The sequence below is a fragment of the Amycolatopsis plumensis genome (assembly GCF_042652605.1).
GTDB classification, from domain to species: domain Bacteria; phylum Actinomycetota; class Actinomycetes; order Mycobacteriales; family Pseudonocardiaceae; genus Amycolatopsis; species Amycolatopsis plumensis.
In genome coordinates this window covers 1,607,160-1,624,049 of the sequence record NZ_JBHSJY010000001.1, presented here as the reverse complement: position 1 = coordinate 1,624,049, position 16,890 = coordinate 1,607,160, and the positions used below count along the sequence as shown (strand labels likewise).

Genomic DNA, 16,890 nt, shown 5'->3' with positions numbered 1-16,890 from the left:
TCGTGGGGTCCCGATCCTTCTGCTGCTCCGCCGCCAGGATTCGAACCTGAACTGTCAGAACCAAAATCTGAAGTGCTGCCGATTACACTACGGCGGATCGATCCTGGTCAGGATAGCGACGATCGGGTGTCGTCCGCGCGGGGGATGCGTTTGACACCCGCGGGCCGGGTACCCACTCCCCGGGACAGGTGTGAGTTCGGGCTCTCCCCAGCCGCCCGAACCTCCTGTACCGTAACTTACGGCATCGTAGGTTAGGGCGCCCTTGGTAGAAGTGTGCCCGTGTAGGAAGAAGTGAAGCGTATGACGGCCACGCTCGACCGTTCCCAGCCCACCGGGGAGCCACCGGCGCCCAAAGGGCCCAAACCCGTCATCGACGGCAAGCGCGGCATCGGCGTGCAGCTGTCGGTCTACTTCGGTGTGATCGCCCCGCTCGTGGCCCTCCTGGTCGCGGTGCCGTTCGCGTGGGGCTGGGGACTGAGCTGGGTCGACGTCGGCATCTTCGTGGTGTTCTACGCGATCAGCGGGCTCGGCATCACGGTGTCGTACCACCGCTACTTCACGCACGGTTCGTTCAAGGCCAAGCAGTGGCTGCGCGTGTTCATGGCCATCGCGGGCAGCATCGCCCTGCAGGGCCCGGTGATCACCTGGGTCGCCGACCACCGCCGCCACCACGCGTTCTCCGACCGCGACGGCGACCCGCACTCGCCGTGGGCGTTCGGCACCTCGCCGTGGGCCATCGCCAAGGGCTTCTGGCACGCGCACATGGGCTGGCTGTTCGAGCGCGACCAGACCAACGCCGAGCGCTTCGCGCCGGACCTGGTGAAGGACCCGGCGATCAAGAAGGTCGACGACCTGTTCTGGCTGTGGGCACTGGTCAGCCTGGTGCTGCCGGCGATCCTCGGCGGGCTCATCTCGTGGTCGCTCTGGGGCGCGGTGACCGCGTTCTTCTGGGCCGGGCTGGTCCGCATCTGCGTGCTGCACCACGTGACCTGGTCGGTCAACTCGATCTGCCACATGATCGGCGAGCGCCCGTTCGCCGCCCGCGACAAGTCCGCGAACTTCTGGCCGCTGGCGATCTTCTCCTTCGGCGAGTCGTGGCACAACCTGCACCACGCCGACCCGACGTCGGCCCGCCACGGCGTCAAGCGCGGCCAGATCGACATCTCCGCGCGGCTGATCTGGATCTTCGAGAAGTTCGGCTGGGTGCACGACGTGCGCTGGCCGACGCCGCAGCGGCTGGCCCGAATCGCCACCGAAAAGGGCTAGTCAACTAGGCTGCCCGGATGGCGGGGAGACGACGTTCGAAGCGTGAGCAGCAGGTCACCGGGGCCCGTCCGGCCGCCCCGGTGACCCGCGTCCGGATGACCGGCACCGAGCGGCGGCAGCAGCTGCTGAACGTGGCGCGGGCGCTGTTCGCCGAGAAGGGCTTCGACGGTACGTCGATCGAGGAGATCGCGCACCGCGCCAACGTGTCGAAACCGGTGGTGTACGAGCACTTCGGCGGCAAAGAAGGCATCTACGCGGTGGTCGTCGACCGCGAAACGCAGCTGCTGCTCGACCGGATGGTCTCGACGCTCCACGGCGGCCACCCGCGGGCAATGCTGGAGCAGGCGGCGACGGCGCTGCTGTCCTACGTCGAGGACTCCCACGACGGCTTCCGCATCCTGGTCCGCGATTCCCCGGTGGCGAGCTCCACGGGGACGTTTTCCACCGTGCTGAACGACATCGCGAGCCAGGTCGAGCACATCCTGGCCCAGCAGTTCGCGGCCCGCGGCTACGACGAGAAGCTGGCCGCGCTGTACGCGCAGGCCCTGGTGGGCATGGTGGCGCTGACCGGCCAGTGGTGGCTGGACGCGCGCAAGCCGAAGCGCGACGAGGTCGCGGCGCACCTGGTCAACCTGGCGTGGAACGGGTTGTCGCACCTGGAGCACAAGCCGAAGCTGCGGCTGGCTTAGCCATGGCGTTGTCCGTCGAAGACCTGGAGCTCATGCAGGGCCTCGCGCAGCGGATCACCGCCACCGACCCGCGGCTGGTCAACAGCGACGCGTCGTACGGCGAACTGGCCTGGAACTGGGGCCGCACCGGCGGCGAGGGCGAGCACCGGCTGTGGTTCTCCGGCGGCGAGCTCGTCGCGTGGGGGCGGGCCGAGCTGCCGCGCCGGGTCCGGCGCAACGACGGCTCGGTCAAGGACATCACCACCGCGTACCTGGCCTACCAGGTGGCTCCGGGGCACGCGGAGCTCGTCGACGAGGTGATCGCCTGGTACGCCGCGACAGCGCCCGGCGTCGAGCGTTCCGTGTTGCCGGCGGCGGACGACGCGCACGCCTTGCGGCGCTGGGCCGCGCACGGCTACGAACCCGACGCGCCTGATGCGTGGTCTCAACTCAACGAGCGCGAGCTGACCGAGGTCGAGGAGCCGTCGCTGCCGGCCGGGTTTTCCTTTCGCACGGCCGCGGAGGTCACTCCGGAAGCCGTGGTGCAGGCGCACGTGGACGCGTGGGCGCCGACGTCGTACACGGCTTCGTCGTACCTCGGTGTCCGGCGGGCGCCGGGCTACCGCGCCGATCTGCACGTGCTGGTGGAAGCCCCGGACGGCACGATGGCGTGCTCGGCGATCATGTGGCTCGACGAGCTGAACGCGACGGTCGAGTTCGAGCCGGTCGGCACGCACCCGGGCCACCGGCGCCAGGGGCTGGCCCGGGCGATGGTGCTGCACGGCCTGCGCCTGGCCGCCGCGGCGGGCGCCCGCCACGCGACGGTCGCCTGCATGGGCGAGTCCGCCCCGGCGCGGGAGTTGTACTACCGCGCCGGGTTCCGGGCGTTCTCGCGGGACGCGCCGCTCGTCCAGCGCCGGTGAGCGCTCGTCACCGCAGCTGCCCGGCCTCGTGCAGGTGGTCGAAGATGAGCTGGTCCACCGCGGAAACCCGGCCGCGGTCGGCGTAGCCGAGCCACGCGACCTCTTCGATTTCGCTGCTCGCTCCGAGTGTGCCGCGGAATTCGGCCGTGTAGCAGGTCATGCGCACCAGCGTGCCACGGCGTGGCCGTCCGCCTGCGCTTCGAACGTCCCGGCCGCGGCGATGGAATCCGGCGTGATCGCCACGTCGAGCTCTTCGCGGATTTCGCGGATCAGGGTGTCGCGGTCGGTTTCACCGGACTCGCGCTTGCCGCCGGGAAGGTAGTAGACCTGCTTGCCCCGCGAACGCGTGCTGAGGATGCGGCCGTCCACGACGTGGAGCCAGGCGATCTTGTCGATCACGGCAGCTGCCCGGCCTCGTGCAGGTGGTCGAAAACCAGCTGCGCCACCAGGGAAACCCGCGGCCGGTCCGCGTAGGTGAGCCAGGCGATCTCCTCGATCTCCGCGCAGGCCCGCGGGGTTCCGCGATACTCCGCCGAGTAGGCCGTCGTGCGGACGACCGTGCCCTCCGCGTGCCCGTGCGCCTGGCCTTCGAACGTGCCGGCCGGGGTGATCGATCCGGCCACGATCTCGACGCCGAGCTCTTCGCGGATCTCCCGGACCAGCGTCTCGGCGTCGGTCTCGCCCGGCTCGCGTTTGCCGCCGGGCAGGTAGAACTTGTCCTTGCCGCGCGAGCGGGCCGCCAGGACGCGGCCGTCCACCACGTGGATCCAGGCGATCTTGTCGATCACGCCAGCGCCGCCACTGCCTCGTCGGTCGTCACGACCGTGCCCAGGCGCGGGAAGATCTTCGTGATGGCGTTTTCGTGCGAGAGGTCGGAAAGCGCTGTCATCGCGTCGGACACCGCCACCGTGTCGTAGCCGTGGTCCGAAGCCGCGCGCAGGGTGGACTCGACGCCGAACTCCGTGGCGATGCCGCCGAAGACGACCGTGCGCACGCCCGCGCCGCGCAGGAACTCGTCGAGGTCCGTGCCCGCGAAGCCGCCGATGGTGTACTTGGTGACGATCTTGTCGTCGCCGGCGTCGAAGGCCAGCTCGCTGCCCGGCGGGTTGTCCGGCCGTGACACCTTGACGATCACCACCGGCGCACCGGCCTCGTGGAACGCCTCCCGCAGCCGCAGCGCGTTCGCGACGACTTCTTCGCCGCGGTACGGGGTGGTGGGCAGCGCCACGATCCGGTCCTGCAGGTCGATCAGCACGAGCGCGGACGTGGCCGGGTCGATCTTGCTCATGCCCCGATCCTAGGCACTAGGGTCGGGTTCATGGCGAACAACAGGGAAATCGTGGTGACGGGCGGCGGAACGGGCATCGGCTACGCCGTGGCGGCCGCCTTCGCCCAGGCCGGCGAGCGCGTCACGATCACCGGGCGCCGCGAGGAGGTGCTCACCGAAGCCGCGACGCTCATCGGCGCGCGGCCCGTCGTGTTCGACGCCGCCGATCCGGCCGCCGTCGAGGCCGCACTCGAAGAGTTGCCGGATCGCGTCGACGTCCTCGTCAACAACGCCGGGGGCAACACGGACTTCCTCGACGGCGGCGAAGGCGAATCGGGGCTGGCCGGCTTCGCGGCCGCGTTCGAGCGGAACCTGCGGTCCAATGTGGTCAGTTCCGCGCTGGTGACGCATGCCCTGCGCGACCGCCTCGCCGAGGGCGCGCGGATCGTCACCATCGGCTCGATCGCCGCGCACACCGGCGCCGGGTCCTACGGCGCCGCGAAGGCCGCGGTCGAGGCGTGGACCGTGAGCGTGGCGAGGGAGCTCGGGCCGCGCGGGATCACCGCGAACGTCGTCGCGCCGGGGCTGATCGGGGAGACCGAGTTGTTCCACGGGCAACTGAGCGACCGGCGCCGCGAGTGGCTGATCGGCAACACGATGAACAAGCGCCCGGGAACGCCGGACGACGTCGCCGCCGTGGTGACGTTCTTGGCGAGCCCCGCCGCCGGGCACGTCACCGGCCAGGTCGTGCACGTCAACGGCGGCGCCCATCTGGGCAAATAGCGCCTGACCCCGGCCGGGGTGGATGCCGGTCCCCGGGTCGCCAGGTCGGCGATGGCGCCCGGGGACCGGCGCGGTGCTGCCGCGGGAACGCTCTCTTCGGACCGCGTCCAACACGCGTCGCGAAACTTTTGGTACGCACCATGTTCCGCGATCCGCGAGCCCGGCGTAAGTGTCCACGGCACCCGATGGCCGTGCTTTTCCCATGATCAGGCGGGCGTGACCTTCAGCAGCTTGTCGTCGGTCCCGTCCGAGGTGGTCACGTACAGGGCGCCGTCCGGGCCGCTGCGGACCGCGCGCAGGCGGCCGAACTTGTCGTCGAACTCCGGGGGCAGCGTGACGTCGAGGACCTTGCCCGCCGGGTCGAGGTGGAAGAGCAGCAGTTTCTGGCCCTTGAGCGCGACCACGACCAGTGCGCCGTCGTTCGCGCCCCACTGCGCGCCGGTCAGGAAGGCGTCGCCGCTGATCGCCTCGGTGGTCCGGCCGGAGGTCCACAGTGGACTGACCGCGTCCGGGAAGCGCTGGAGGTCGGTCATCGGCACGCTTTCGTCGTAGTCCGACTCGGTGCCGCCCTTCGACGGGTCCCAGCCGTAGTTCGCGCCCGGCTTCAGCAGATTGACCTCGTCGTCGAACGTCGGCCCGTGCTCGGCCGTGATCACCTGGCCGCTGCCCGGCCGGATCGCCACGCCCTGGACGTTGCGGTGGCCGTAGGTGTAGATCAGCCGTTCCCGCGGGTCGCTCGAGCCGGCGAACGGGTTGTCCGGCAACGGGTTCCCGGTCTTCGCGTCCAGCCGCAGCACCTTGCCGCCGAGGGAGTGGCGGTCCTGCGCGATCGACGCGCGCGCGGTGTCGCCGGTGCCGACGAGCAGCGCGCCGTCCGGGGCGAAGGTCGGACGGCAGCCGGAGTGCCGTCCGCTCGGGTTCACCGGCAGCCCGGTGAGCAGGTCCTTGACCTTCGACGCGCTCGCGCCGTCACCGGCCAGCTTCCAGGTGACCAGCCGGATGTCGACGGCCTTGCCGTCTTCCTGGTGGTCCTGGCAGGTGATGAACTCGCGGCTGGTGGCGAAGTCCGGGCTGACGGCCAGGCCGAGCAGGCCGCCTTCGCCCTTGGCCATGACCTCGGAGAAGTCGGCGCGCACCTCGGCCGCCCGCCCGTTCCGGACCAGGGCGAGCTTGCCGGGCCGCTGCGGGACGAGCATGCCGCCGTCGGGCAGGAACCCGACGTCCCAGCCGTGCTCGAGCCCGGCGGTCACGACCTCGACGTCGAACTTCCCGCTCGCGGCGGCCGGCGTGGCCGCGGGCGGGACGCTCTGCACCGGCTCGCTCGCCGCTCCCGAACAGCCCAGGACCAGCAGGGACACCACACCGATGAGGACCAGCGAACGCCGCATAGGGCTCATCCTGCCATCAACCGGTGAAATCGCCGTTCGACGCGCGCGTGAGGAAGTCCAGGTCCACCTGGCCGGGGATGAAGTGCCCGGTACCGGGAACCAGGTCCACGACGGCGCCCACCGCTTCGAGACGGCGCTTCGTCGTCGCGGAGTCGACCATGGCGTCGTCGGCCCCGGCGACGGCGTACACCGGCATGCTCAGCCCGGCCAGGGCCGCGTCGCCGAAGACGGGGAACGGCCCGGTGCGGTACCGGTAGTTCGCGGACACCACCAGCTGGTGCGCCACGATCGGCGACGACTCGGGTTCGCCGACCGCCCCGGCCACGGCCTTCCGCCGTCCCTTCTCGCCGAGCAGCGCCAGCAGGACGGCTTTGACGGCGAACCCCTTCTTCATCGGGCCGAGCCCGACCGGGCACCGCAACGCCAGCGCGGCGACCCGGCCGGGGCGCCGGATCGCGAAGTCGAGTGCGACCCACCCGCCGAACGACGACGTCAGGAAGGTGGCTCGAGCGACGCCGAAGTGGTCCAGCACGGCCTCCAGCCACCGCGTGTACCGGTCGCTGTCGAGCGGCGGCCGCGTCTCGGCGCTCAGCCCCGGTTCCCCGATGATGTCGACGGCGTGCACGCGGAACCGCTCGGCCAGTGCCGGGATCCGGGCCGCCCACTCGGCGGAGTTGCTGCCGGAGCCGTGCAGCAGCACCAGTGCCGGGCCTTCGGCCGGACCCGAGACCCGGACGAACGTCTCGCCTTCGGGCGTCGGGACGCGCACGTCGTCATGGGGGAGCGGCCAGGCCGCGAGCGCTTCGAGGTACCGCTTGCGGAGGAGGGCAGCTCCCGCGGCGGACTTATATATCGTCATGCAAACAACTCTAAACTACCCTATCAAAGGGTTTAATAGGGAATGATCAGGAGCCCGGCCGCACCAGCCCCGACTCGTAGGCGAAGACCACCGCGTGCACCCGGTCGCGCAGCCGCAGCTTGCCGAGGATCCGCCCGACGTGCGTCTTCACCGTCGTCTCGCCGATGTACAGCTTCGCGGCGATCTCGCCGTTCGACAGCCCGCGCGCGATGAGGCCCAGCACGTCCTTCTCGCGTTCGGTCAGCGTCCCGAGCTTCGCGGCGTCCACCGGGTCGCGGTCGTCGGCGAGGTACCGGTCGAGCAGCCGCCGGGTGACCGACGGCGAGACCATCGAGTCGCCCCGGAGCACGCCGCGGATCGCGACGAGCATCTCCTCCGAGGGGGCGTCCTTCACCAGGAACCCGCTGGCCCCGCCCCGCAACGCGGCATACGCGTACTCGTCGAGGTCGAAGGTGGTGATGATCAGGACGCGGACCTCCGGCCGTTCGGCGCAGATCCGCGCGGTCGCGGCGACGCCGTCGAGCACCGGCATCCGGACGTCCATCAGCACCAGGTCGGGCCGCAGCTCCCGGGCCAGGGTGACGGCCTCCTCGCCGTTGGCCGCCTCGCCGACGACGACCAGGTCGTCCTGGCTCTCGACGATCATCCGCAGGCCGACGCGGACGAGCTGCTGGTCGTCGCAGAGCAGGACTCGGGTCGTCACGAGCCCACCACCAGGCTCGCGGCCACCCGGTACCCGCCGTCGGGAAGCGGGCCCGTCGCCAGCTCGCCGTGGTACATCTCGACGCGCTGGCGCATCCCGGCCAGCCCCCGCCCCGAGGACGGCAGTGCCGGTGCCGGCGGTGCGTGGCCGCCCGTGTTCGTCACCTCGATGCGGACCTCGGGCGGCTCGAAGGCGACGGCGACGCGGCCGGTCGCGTCGGCCGGGGCGTGCTTGATCATGTTGGTCAGTGCCTCCTGGACGATCCGGTACGCCTGCAGCGCGGCGCTCGCGGGCAGCACGCCCGGGTCGCCGGTGACGTCGAGCGTGACGTCCCGGCCGGACTGTTCGACGAGCCCGCGCAGTTCGGCGAGCGTCGGCTGAGGACTGCGGGCCGCCTGGCCGGCGTGCAGGACTTCGAGCAGCCGCCGCAGCTCGGCCAGCGCGTCCCGGCCGGTGTGGACGATCGTGTCGAGCGTGCGGTCGACGGCCGCCGGGTCGCGGTGGCGGGCGAGCTTCGCGCCCTCGGCGTTGAGCACGATCACGCTCATGCTGTGCGCCAGGACGTCGTGCAGCTCCCGCGCGATCCGCGTGCGTTCTTCCGCGACGGCCGCGCGGGTCTGGGCGTCGCCGAGTTTCTCCTCCTCGGCGGTGAGCTGTTCCTTGGTACGGAAGAACTCCCCGAGCGCCCACGCGGCGATGTGCAGTGGCCAGATGCCGACGATCGTGGCGGTCGGGTTGTCGGTGTCGCTGCCGTAGAGGAAGCCCCACTGCCAGCCGAGCACGAAGATCGCCACCGCGATGACCGCCGCGAACCGCCGTTGGCCCAGCTTGACCAGGGTGAACAGCACGACCGCCATGGCCAGTTCGGTGCGGCCGCGGTCGTAGGCCCAGATGTCGTTGAAGTACACCACCGCAGCCCCGGCGATGATCAGCACCGCGACCGTGCGCGGGAACCGGCGGCGCAGCAGCAGCGGGAGCAGGAACAGCATCGGGATCGCGCGGACGACGTACGGGCCGGGGCCGACCCAGTTGGGCGCGAGGAAGAGGAACACGCCGTACAGCGGCAGGTCCACCGTCCACCGGTGCCGGCGCACCCACTTCACGAGTCGTTCCACGCCCCGAACGTAACGCGGGGGCCGCGCTCGTGGCGTCATCCCCGCGGGCGGTCCGGGTCCTCCCGCGGGAGGACGAGACCGGCCGCGCCGGCCGATTCGCGGCCACCCCCGCCGTTCCTAGCGTCGGGGCCATGTCGATCACCAGGGAATTCCTCCGCCACCCCGTGCTGACCGGCGCGATCGCACCGAGCTCGCCGCGGCTGGCCGAAGAGATGACGGCGGGCCTGGGCCTGGAACGCGCGGCCCGCGTCGCCGAGCTCGGGCCGGGCACCGGCGTGTTCACCGAAGCGGTCCTGGGGCTGCTTCGTCCCGAAGCGCGCTTCACGGCCGTCGAGATCAACCCGCGTTTCGCCTCTGCGCTGCGGGAGCGCTTTCCGCAGGTCGACGTCGTCACCGGCTCGGCGGAACACCTCGCACTGGCCGACGTCGACGTCGTCGTCTCCGGTCTGCCGTGGACGGCCATGACCGCGGCACGGCAGCAGCGCATCCTCGACGCGGTCACCGCCGGACTCGCCCCGAACGGCCGCTTCACGACCTTCGCGTACGCCCACGCGGCCTGGACGCCACCCGCCCGCCGCTTCGCCGCGTCGCTGCGAAGCCGGTTCGCGGTCGTGGAGCGCACCCAGGTCGTCTGGGGCAACCTGCCGCCCGCGTTCGTCTACCGCGCGGCACTGCCGGTGACGGTGGGGAGGGCCTGGCGTGGACAGCCTGCTGCGGCCCCTGCTTGACGCGCCCCCGCTCGTCGTCTACCTCGTCTGCGCCCTGATCATCACGGCGGAAACCGCGCTGCTGCCGGGAATCATGCTGCCGACTTTGTCGACGCTGCTGCTGATGGGCTTCCTCGCCGAGCGGGGCGGTGATCGCGGGCCGCTGCCTGGCCGTACCGCCCGTTCGCGCCGCTGGTCACCTCGTCGTGAGTGGTAAGGCGGGTTCTAACCCGCCTTACCACTCACGAGGCGTTCCGCGGTCTCGGCGTCCGCGGGCAGGAACGTCTCCAGCTTCAGCTCCGACACGGTGACGTCCGCCGCCGTCGCGAACGTCGTGATCGCGGTGATCAGCCGGAGTTCGCCGAGCGAGGTGGCCAGCCGGACCGGCACCGCGAACCCGAGGTGCTCCGGGCCGGGCGACGGCGGCGGGGGTAGGTACCCCTCCAGCTCGGCGAGCTGGGCGGCCAGCCGGTCGTCGGGCGTGCGGGCGAGGTCGTTGCGGAGGCGTTCGAGGATGTGCCGCGCCCAGTCGTCGAGGTTGCGCACGCGCGGGGCCATCCCGCGCGGGTGCAGCGCGAGCCGCAGCGTGTCCACCGGCTCGCGCAGGAGCTCCGCCGCGACCCCCTCGGTGAGCAGCCGGAACGCGTCGTTGGCGGCGACCAGCACGCCGTAGCGGTCGACGACGATCGCGGGGTAGGGCCGGTGGCCGTCGAGCAGCCGCCGCAGCCCGTCGAGCACCGGCCGGATCGCCGGGTCGTCGAGCCGGGTTTCGGGGTACGTCGGCGCGTAGCCTGCGGCGTGCAGCAGGCCGTTGCGCTCGCGCAGGGGCAGTTCGAGCGACTCGGCGACGCGCAGGACCATGCCGCGGCCGGGCACCGAACGCCCGCTTTCCATGAAGCTCACGTGCCGCTGCGTCGTGCCCGCGCGCAGCGCGAGGTCGAGCTGGCTGATCCGCCGCCGGGTGCGCCAGTCCTTGAGCGCCGTTCCGAAGTCCACCCCTCCATCCTGCTCGGCCGGTCCATTCCCCGTGGGGAATTGAAGGCATACCCCGTTCCGGCGACGCTTCGGCCATGACGAACTACGGCCTGGTCATCCCGACCTACCAGCCCATCCTCGACGCCGGGCGGACCGCGCCCGAGCTGGTCGCCACCGCCGTCGCCGCGGAAGAACTCGGCCTCGACTCGGTCTGGGTCGGCGACACCCTCGCGAAGGCTCCACTCGACGCGCTCGCCGTCCTGGCCGCCTTCGCCGCCCGGACTTCGCGAGTGACCCTGGGCACGGCCGCGCTGCTCCCAGCCCTGCGGAACCCGATTCTGACGGCCAACCAGCTGCTGTCGCTGGACCTGCTGAGCGAAGGACGGCTCACCGTGGCCGTCGGGGCCGGGTTCGCCGGGCGCAGCGAGCCGGAGTTCGCGTTCGCGGGCGTCCCGTGGGAGCGCCGCCGGGCCCGCCTGGACGACATCGTGGCGCTCTGGCGCGCGGCCTGGAGCGGCGCTTCGTCGTTCCACGGCTCGGTGCTGCACCACGACTCCTTGCCGGTGTTCCCGGCGCCGGCTCGGGTGGGTGGCCCGCCGGTGTGGCTGGCGGCGGACACGCCGGGCGCGCTGGAGCGGGTCGGCCGGCTGTACGACGGCTGGCTGCCGTACCCGCCGGATCCCGCGGACTACGGCTCCGGCCTGGCTCGCATCCGCTCGACGGCGTCGCGCCCGGTCACCCCGGCGTTGTTCGCGACAGTCCTGGTGGAGGACGATCCGGTGCGCGGGCGTGCGCTGCTGGAGGAGTACTGCCAGCGCAACTACGGGCGCCCGGCGGCGTTCGTCCAGGGGATCCAGATGCAGGTGACCGGCAGCGCCGCGGAAGTGGCCGCGCAGCTGCGGGAGTACGAAGGCGTGGAGCACTTCCTGATGCGGATCGCGAGCACCGACCCGAAGGTGTTCGACGAGCAGCTGCCCCGCCTGGCCGAGGTGGTGGGAATCCTCCGGAGCTGAGCCTGCCGCGGCTCTCGTGAGTGAGAAACAGTGTTCTAACCCTGTTTCTCACTCACGACCAGCGGTGATCGGGAAGTTGTCGGGGGTGGCACGTAGGCTGGGACCGTGACCGACGCTCCACTGTCCGGACTCCTCACCGCCATCCTTCCCGACCCGGCCCTGCGCGGCGTGGTCGAGCGCGCCGGCGCGCCGCTGCTCGAGCTCCAGGGCCCGATCGCCGCCCGGCAGCTCGTCGCGGCCGCCCTCGCCGCCGATGAAGGCGCGGGCAAGCCCGTCCTCGCCGTCACCGCCACCGGTCGCGAGGCCGACGAGCTGACCGCGTCCCTCGGCGCGCTGCTCGGCCGCGGCAAGGTGGCCGACTTCCCGAGCTGGGAGACCCTCCCGCACGAACGCCTCTCCCCGCGCGCGGACACCGTCGGCCGCCGCCTCGAGGTGCTGCACCGGCTGAAGACCGGCGAAGACGACCTGCGCGTGGTCGTCGCCACCGTCCGCAGCCTGATCCAGCCGATGGCACCCGGCCTCGGCTCGCTGAAGCCGATCGACCTGGTCGTCGGCGAGGAGACCCCGTTCGAGGAGCTCCTGGAACGGCTGGTCGAGCTGGCGTACACCCGCGTCGACATGGTCGAGAAGCGCGGCGAGTTCGCCGTCCGCGGCGGCATCCTCGACCTGTTCGGGCCCACCGCCCAGCACCCCGTCCGGGTGGAGTTCTGGGGCGACGAGGTCAGCGAGATCCGCGCCTTCGCCGTCTCCGACCAGCGGTCGCTGCCCGGCGACATCCCGAGGGTCACCGCGCCGCCGTGCCGTGAGCTGCTGCTCACCCAGCCGGTCAAGGAGAAGGCCGCGGAGCTGGCGAAGACGTACGAAGCCGACGCGCACCTGGCCGAAATGCTCGCCAAGCTCGCCGACGGCATCCCGGTCGAGGGCATGGAGGCGCTCATCCCGGTCCTCTGCGAGGGCGAGCTGGAGCTGCTCACCGACGCGATGCCGGTGGGCACCCACGTGCTGCTCACCGACCCGGAGAAGATCCGCGCCCGGGCCGCCGACCTGGTCCGCACCGGCCAGGAGTTCCTCGAAGCCTCCTGGACGACAGCCGCGGCGGGCGGCCAGGCCCCGATCGACCTCGGCGCCTCGGCCTACCGCGGGCTCGACGAGATCGCCTCCCACGCGCAGGACACCAAGCGCGCCTGGTGGACGATCACCCAGCTGACCAGCGAAGACCCGGACGTCTACCGCGTTTCGGTCGAGGCCGCGCCCGCCTACCGCGGGGAGATCGAGCGCGCGACGGCGGACCTGCGCGCGCACACCGCGTCGGGCGGCACGGCGGTGCTCGTCGTCGCCGGCCACGGCACCGCGGCCCGCGCGGTGGAGCAGCTCACGAGCGCCGAGGTCCCGGCGACCCAGGCCGGTGACGGGCTGAAGGACGCCCCGGCCCCCGGCATGGTCACGGTCACCTGCGGCGGCCTCACCGACGGGTTCGTTTCGCCGGAGCGCGCCCTGGTCGTGCTCAGCGAAGCGGACCTCACCGGCCGCGGCGCGGGCGCCGGAACGTCCACAAAGGACCTCAACACGAAGATGCCGTCCCGGCGGCGCAACGCGGTCGACCCCCTGGCCCTCAAGGCCGGCGACTACGTGGTGCACGACCAGCACGGCATCGGCCGGTTCGTCGAGATGGTCCAGCGGACGGTCGCCGGCGCCACCCGCGAGTACCTCCTGCTGGAGTACGCCTCGTCCAAGCGCGGCCACCCGGGTGACCGGCTGTTCGTGCCCACCGACCAGCTCGACGAGGTCTCCCGGTACGTCGGCGGCGAGCTGCCCACGCTCAACAAGCTCGGCGGCTCCGACTGGAAGAACACCAAGGCCAAGGCCAAGAAGGCGGTCAAGGAGATCGCCGCGGAGCTGGTGCAGCTGTACGCGGCGCGCCAGGCCGCGCCCGGGCACGCGTTCGGCCCGGACACGCCGTGGCAGCACGAGCTGGAAGACGCCTTCCCGTTCACGGAGACGAACGACCAGCTGGCCGCGATCGACGAGGTCAAGGCGGACATGGAACGCGGCGTCCCGATGGACCGCGTCATCTGCGGTGACGTCGGCTACGGCAAGACGGAGATCGCGGTCCGCGCCGCGTTCAAGGCGGTCCAGGACGGCAAGCAGGTCGCGGTCCTGGTGCCGACCACGCTGCTCGCCCAGCAGCACTTGAACACCTTCACCGAGCGCATGCGGTCGTTCCCGGTGACGATCAAGGGCCTGTCCCGCTTCACGAACAAGGCGGAGTCGGACGCGATCCTGGAGCAGCTCGCCGCGGGCGAGGTCGACATCGTCATCGGCACGCACCGGCTCCTGCAGACGGGCATCCGCTACAAGGACCTCGGCCTCGTGATCGTCGACGAGGAGCAGCGCTTCGGCGTCGAGCACAAGGAGCACATCAAGGCGCTGCGCACGCACGTCGACGTGCTCACCATGTCGGCGACACCGATCCCGCGCACCCTGGAGATGTCGCTGGCGGGCATCCGCGAGATGTCGACGATCCTGACCCCGCCGGAAGACCGCCACCCGATCCTCACGTACGTCGGCGCGTACGACGACAAGCAGGTCGGCGCGGCGATCCGGCGTGAGCTGCTGCGCGACGGCCAGGTGTTCTACGTCCACAACCGCGTGTCGTCGATCGAAAAGGCGGCGCGGCGGATCCGCGAGCTGGTGCCGGAGGCGCGGGTCGTCACCGCGCACGGCCAGATGAACGAGGAAAAGCTCGAAAAGATCATCCAGGGCTTCTGGGAAAACGAGTACGACGTGCTCGTCTGCACCACGATCGTCGAGACCGGGCTCGACATCTCGAACGCCAACACGCTGCTGGTCGAGCGCGGCGACCTGCTGGGGCTGGCTCAGCTGCACCAGCTGCGCGGCCGGGTCGGGCGTGGCCGCGAGCGCGGGTACGCGTACTTCCTGTACCCGCCGGAGGTGCCGCTGACGGAGACGGCGCACGACAGGCTGGCCACGATCGCCCAGAACACCGAGCTCGGCGCGGGCATGGCGGTCGCGATGAAGGACCTCGAGATCCGCGGCGCGGGCAACATCCTCGGGGCGGAGCAGTCCGGGCACATCGCGGGCGTCGGCTTCGACCTGTATGTGCGGCTGGTCGGCGAAGCGGTCGACGCGTTCCGGCGGCACGCGGGCGCGGAGACTTCCGAAGAGGAGGAGCTGGCGGAAGTCCGCGTCGACCTCCCGATCGACGCCCACATCCCGCACGACTACGTACCAGGGGAAAGGTTGCGCCTGGAGGCGTACCGCAAGATCGCGGCGGCGCCGGACACGGAGGGCTTGGACGCGGTCCGCGAAGAGCTCATCGACCGCTACGGCCAGCCGCCGGCGCCGGTCAACCGGCTGCTGGCGGTGGCTCGCTTCCGGCACACCTGCCGTGAGGCGGGCGTGACGGAGGTGGCGGTCCAGGGCAACACGATCCGCTTCGCGCCGCTGCCGCTGCTGGACTCGCAGATGGTGCGCTTGAAGCGCCTGTACCCGAAGGCGGTGTACAAGGCGGTGACGAACACGGTCTCGGTCCCGAAGCCGACGGAAGGTCCGGCCGGCGGGCGGATCGGCGCCCCGACATTGCGGGACGAAGAGCTGTTGGACTGGTGCACGAAACTGCTGCTCCAGCTGACGAAGAAGCCGGCGGCCGTGTAAGGCAGGGTGGACACCGGCGCCATTTCGGGGGACTTTCCGTTGTGGCGCCTCGGTTTCCGGTGTTGGCGGCTCTACGTTCGGCCCATGGCGGAATATCGCGAGCCGAACATCCGGGCCCGGCAGCTCGGCGACCGGCTGCTCCAGCGCATGGCGGAGAAGGGCTGGGGCGTCCGGGAAATGTCCCGGCGCCTGGAGATGAGCGCACAGTGGGTCTCGGCGGTGACCCGCGGCCGAGCCCGCCCGGACCCGGTGAACCTGGCCCGGCTCTTGACGGTGCTGGGGGTCAGAGGTGCGGAATACCACGAGCTCATGGCCCTGGGCGACGAGATGCGCAAGCCCGGCCTGCTCGAACGCTCCGAAAACATCGGCACCCTGATCGGTCTCGAGGAACATGCCGATGCCATCGCGGTTTTCCAGGCGAACGTGGTGCCGGGATTGCTGCAAACGGGCGACTACGCCCGCAACTTGGCGATCGAGATGGGCAACCAGCCGGATCCCGACAAGCTCGATGAGCACATTTTTGCCCGGCTGTCACGACAGGCGATCCTCGCTCGACCGCACGTGCGGTTCCGGTTCTTCCTGCACGAATTCGTGCTGCTCCTCCCGGTCGGCTCTGCCGAAGTGATGACCGGCCAGCTGAGGCAGGTCTTGCGGGTATCCGCTCAACAGAACACAACCATCCGGATCGTCCCCGCGAGGCTTGGCGGACATGCCGCATCGGCCGGGCATTTCCAGATGATGGAGTCGGGCTCGTACCAGCCGGTCGTCTGTATCGAAAGCGAGATGACCTCGCTCTACCTGGAGGAACCGCAGGAGATCAAGGCTTACCGGAATGTGCTGCGGGGCCTGGAAGCCCGGGCCCTCGATGAGGCAAACTCAAGGCAATTGATCGCCGACCTCATCGGAGGAGCAGATGCTCGCTGAGTGGCGCAAGAGCACCTACAGCAGCCAAGGCGACTGTGTCGAGGTTGCCCTCGACCGGCCCGTCCTGATCCGGGACACCAAAGACCGTGAAGGCGGCATCCTCACCGCCTCCACCGCAACCTGGCGCGAACTCCTTACCCGACTTCGCTGAACATCGGCGGCAAAGGCTCCGCCAACCCCATCCGCACCGACTCCACCGGCACCGGAACCGCCCCGGCACCCGCCATCGGCAGCGGCCGGGGGTGCCGCGGCATCCGCGACCCCGCACCCCCGCCCCGCCCCGGGTACACCAGCAGCCCGCGCGCCGGGTCCGGCACCGCGTCCAGTGCCGCCGTCACGACCGGCAGCCCCCTGAACGCGTCGCGCCGCTCCTCCGTCGAAAACTCGATCTCCAGCACCACGCCCCACCGGTGCTCGTGCCAAACCCACTGCTCAGCGCCGTTCGTCAGCGCCGCTTCGGTGAGTGCGTCCCCTCGTTCCAGGCGCCACAGCGAAGCCGATTGCTCCCCGTCGAACACTTCGATGGTCAGCCAATGGTCCATAAGTCGACATTACCGCCGCCGGGACCCCATGGGTGTTGCGTTTCGGGGGCGATGGTGTGAGAGGGTATGGCCTGTGATGCGG

The 16,890-nt window shown here is 70.9% G+C and carries 17 protein-coding genes, 1 tRNA gene and 2 pseudogenes; 10 read left to right on the top strand and 10 right to left on the bottom strand.

Annotated features, from left to right (window positions below; genetic code table 11):
• Positions 1-25: 25 nt before the first annotated feature.
• Positions 26-97, bottom strand: a tRNA-Gln gene (locus tag ACFPLC_RS07345).
• A gap of 203 nt (positions 98-300) precedes the next feature.
• Here ACFPLC_RS07345 and ACFPLC_RS07340 point away from each other — a divergent pair.
• The 3 genes from ACFPLC_RS07340 (at position 301) to ACFPLC_RS07330 (ending at position 2,857) form a co-directional block, all read left to right on the top strand.
• Entirely contained in the window at positions 301-1,266 is a 966-nt protein-coding gene (locus tag ACFPLC_RS07340; protein ID WP_378195579.1) for an acyl-CoA desaturase, read from the top strand.
• 95 nt (positions 1,267-1,361) lie between these two features.
• Positions 1,362-1,955: a TetR family transcriptional regulator gene (locus ACFPLC_RS07335; protein WP_378195984.1), complete on the top strand. Its 594-nt coding sequence runs from the start codon at positions 1,362-1,364 to the stop codon at positions 1,953-1,955.
• 2 nt (positions 1,956-1,957) lie between these two features.
• Positions 1,958-2,857, top strand: coding sequence for a GNAT family N-acetyltransferase (locus ACFPLC_RS07330; RefSeq protein ID WP_378195576.1), 900 nt, complete (start codon positions 1,958-1,960; stop codon positions 2,855-2,857).
• Positions 2,858-2,864: 7 nt separating this feature from the next.
• On the opposite strand, the pseudogene ACFPLC_RS07325 reads toward ACFPLC_RS07330, so the two are convergent.
• The 3 genes and pseudogenes from ACFPLC_RS07325 to ACFPLC_RS07315 all read right to left on the bottom strand — a co-directional run bounded on the left by ACFPLC_RS07325 (position 2,865) and on the right by ACFPLC_RS07315 (position 4,145).
• Positions 2,865-3,256 (bottom strand): annotated as a pseudogene (locus tag ACFPLC_RS07325) (NUDIX hydrolase).
• Positions 3,253-3,645, bottom strand: coding sequence for an NUDIX hydrolase (locus tag ACFPLC_RS07320; RefSeq protein WP_378195573.1), 393 nt, complete (start codon positions 3,643-3,645; stop codon positions 3,253-3,255). The pseudogene ACFPLC_RS07325 and the gene ACFPLC_RS07320 overlap by 4 nt, the downstream one beginning before the upstream one ends.
• Positions 3,642-4,145 carry an isochorismatase family protein gene (locus tag ACFPLC_RS07315; protein ID WP_378195570.1) on the bottom strand — a complete coding sequence of 168 codons (504 nt, stop codon included), beginning with the start codon at positions 4,143-4,145 and terminating at the stop codon, positions 3,642-3,644. Before ACFPLC_RS07315 ends, ACFPLC_RS07320 begins: the two co-directional genes overlap by 4 nt.
• A gap of 30 nt (positions 4,146-4,175) precedes the next feature.
• Between ACFPLC_RS07315 and ACFPLC_RS07310 the strand changes: the two genes are divergently transcribed.
• Positions 4,176-4,907: an SDR family NAD(P)-dependent oxidoreductase gene (locus ACFPLC_RS07310; RefSeq protein WP_378195568.1), complete on the top strand. Its 732-nt coding sequence runs from the start codon at positions 4,176-4,178 to the stop codon at positions 4,905-4,907.
• 206 nt (positions 4,908-5,113) lie between these two features.
• On the opposite strand, the gene ACFPLC_RS07305 is transcribed toward ACFPLC_RS07310, so the two are convergent.
• Genes ACFPLC_RS07305 through ACFPLC_RS07290 form a run of 4 tightly spaced genes read right to left on the bottom strand, consistent with a single transcriptional unit; the run spans position 5,114 to position 8,972 of the window.
• Positions 5,114-6,295 carry a PQQ-dependent sugar dehydrogenase gene (locus ACFPLC_RS07305; protein WP_378195565.1) on the bottom strand — a complete coding sequence of 394 codons (1,182 nt, stop codon included), beginning with the start codon at positions 6,293-6,295 and terminating at the stop codon, positions 5,114-5,116.
• A gap of 16 nt (positions 6,296-6,311) precedes the next feature.
• The gene (locus tag ACFPLC_RS07300) at positions 6,312-7,154 is read right to left on the bottom strand and encodes an alpha/beta fold hydrolase (RefSeq protein ID WP_378195562.1); all 843 of its coding nucleotides are present in this window, start codon (positions 7,152-7,154) and stop codon (positions 6,312-6,314) included.
• Positions 7,155-7,200: 46 nt separating this feature from the next.
• Complete coding sequence (locus ACFPLC_RS07295) at positions 7,201-7,857, bottom strand: response regulator (protein ID WP_191307218.1); 657 nt, start codon at positions 7,855-7,857, stop codon at positions 7,201-7,203.
• The gene (locus ACFPLC_RS07290) at positions 7,854-8,972 is read right to left on the bottom strand and encodes a sensor histidine kinase (protein WP_378195558.1); all 1,119 of its coding nucleotides are present in this window, start codon (positions 8,970-8,972) and stop codon (positions 7,854-7,856) included. The genes ACFPLC_RS07295 and ACFPLC_RS07290 overlap by 4 nt, the downstream gene beginning before the upstream one ends.
• Positions 8,973-9,103: 131 nt before the next feature.
• On the opposite strand from ACFPLC_RS07290, the gene ACFPLC_RS07285 reads away from it, so the two are divergent.
• The gene (locus tag ACFPLC_RS07285) at positions 9,104-9,700 is read left to right on the top strand and encodes a class I SAM-dependent methyltransferase (protein WP_378195555.1); all 597 of its coding nucleotides are present in this window, start codon (positions 9,104-9,106) and stop codon (positions 9,698-9,700) included.
• Positions 9,672-9,827: pseudogene (locus ACFPLC_RS07280) on the top strand (DedA family protein); the annotation flags it as partial. The gene ACFPLC_RS07285 and the pseudogene ACFPLC_RS07280, both read left to right, overlap by 29 nt.
• Before the next feature lie 77 nt (positions 9,828-9,904).
• Here ACFPLC_RS07280 and ACFPLC_RS07275 read toward each other — a convergent pair.
• Positions 9,905-10,675, bottom strand: a complete 771-nt coding sequence (locus tag ACFPLC_RS07275; protein ID WP_378195552.1) for an MmyB family transcriptional regulator — start codon at positions 10,673-10,675, stop codon at positions 9,905-9,907.
• Positions 10,676-10,749: 74 nt separating this feature from the next.
• On the opposite strand from ACFPLC_RS07275, the gene ACFPLC_RS07270 reads away from it, so the two are divergent.
• From ACFPLC_RS07270 to ACFPLC_RS07255, 4 genes are all read left to right on the top strand, one after another.
• The gene (locus ACFPLC_RS07270; RefSeq protein ID WP_378195549.1) at positions 10,750-11,667 is read left to right on the top strand and encodes an LLM class flavin-dependent oxidoreductase; all 918 of its coding nucleotides are present in this window, start codon (positions 10,750-10,752) and stop codon (positions 11,665-11,667) included.
• Between the two features lie 120 nt (positions 11,668-11,787).
• Positions 11,788-15,342 (top strand): transcription-repair coupling factor, encoded by a 3,555-nt coding sequence (mfd, locus tag ACFPLC_RS07265; protein WP_378195982.1) that lies wholly within the window; start codon positions 11,788-11,790, stop codon positions 15,340-15,342.
• A gap of 84 nt (positions 15,343-15,426) precedes the next feature.
• Entirely contained in the window at positions 15,427-16,266 is an 840-nt protein-coding gene (locus ACFPLC_RS07260; protein ID WP_378195547.1) for a helix-turn-helix domain-containing protein, read from the top strand.
• Complete coding sequence (locus ACFPLC_RS07255) at positions 16,256-16,417, top strand: DUF397 domain-containing protein (RefSeq protein ID WP_378195544.1); 162 nt, start codon at positions 16,256-16,258, stop codon at positions 16,415-16,417. Before ACFPLC_RS07260 ends, ACFPLC_RS07255 begins: the two co-directional genes overlap by 11 nt.
• Here the strand turns inward: ACFPLC_RS07255 and ACFPLC_RS07250 are convergent.
• On the bottom strand, positions 16,401-16,808 hold the full coding sequence (locus ACFPLC_RS07250) for a hypothetical protein (RefSeq protein WP_191307230.1): 408 nt from the start codon (positions 16,806-16,808) through the stop codon (positions 16,401-16,403). The two genes, ACFPLC_RS07255 and ACFPLC_RS07250, sit on opposite strands and share 17 nt — an antisense overlap.
• Between the last annotated feature and the right edge of the window lie 82 nt (positions 16,809-16,890).

Coding starts and splice junctions, on each gene's coding strand:
- ACFPLC_RS07255 (WP_378195544.1), top strand. CDS start 16,256: ATGCTCGCTGAGTGGCGCAAGAGCACCTACAGCAGCCAAGGCGACTGT.
- ACFPLC_RS07270 (WP_378195549.1), top strand. CDS start 10,750: ATGACGAACTACGGCCTGGTCATCCCGACCTACCAGCCCATCCTCGAC.
- ACFPLC_RS07310 (WP_378195568.1), top strand. CDS start 4,176: ATGGCGAACAACAGGGAAATCGTGGTGACGGGCGGCGGAACGGGCATC.
- ACFPLC_RS07330 (WP_378195576.1), top strand. CDS start 1,958: ATGGCGTTGTCCGTCGAAGACCTGGAGCTCATGCAGGGCCTCGCGCAG.
- ACFPLC_RS07300 (WP_378195562.1), bottom strand. CDS start 7,154: ATGACGATATATAAGTCCGCCGCGGGAGCTGCCCTCCTCCGCAAGCGG.
- ACFPLC_RS07340 (WP_378195579.1), top strand. CDS start 301: ATGACGGCCACGCTCGACCGTTCCCAGCCCACCGGGGAGCCACCGGCG.
- ACFPLC_RS07250 (WP_191307230.1), bottom strand. CDS start 16,808: ATGGACCATTGGCTGACCATCGAAGTGTTCGACGGGGAGCAATCGGCT.
- ACFPLC_RS07315 (WP_378195570.1), bottom strand. CDS start 4,145: ATGAGCAAGATCGACCCGGCCACGTCCGCGCTCGTGCTGATCGACCTG.
- ACFPLC_RS07305 (WP_378195565.1), bottom strand. CDS start 6,295: ATGCGGCGTTCGCTGGTCCTCATCGGTGTGGTGTCCCTGCTGGTCCTG.
- ACFPLC_RS07285 (WP_378195555.1), top strand. CDS start 9,104: ATGTCGATCACCAGGGAATTCCTCCGCCACCCCGTGCTGACCGGCGCG.
- ACFPLC_RS07335 (WP_378195984.1), top strand. CDS start 1,362: ATGACCGGCACCGAGCGGCGGCAGCAGCTGCTGAACGTGGCGCGGGCG.
- ACFPLC_RS07260 (WP_378195547.1), top strand. CDS start 15,427: ATGGCGGAATATCGCGAGCCGAACATCCGGGCCCGGCAGCTCGGCGAC.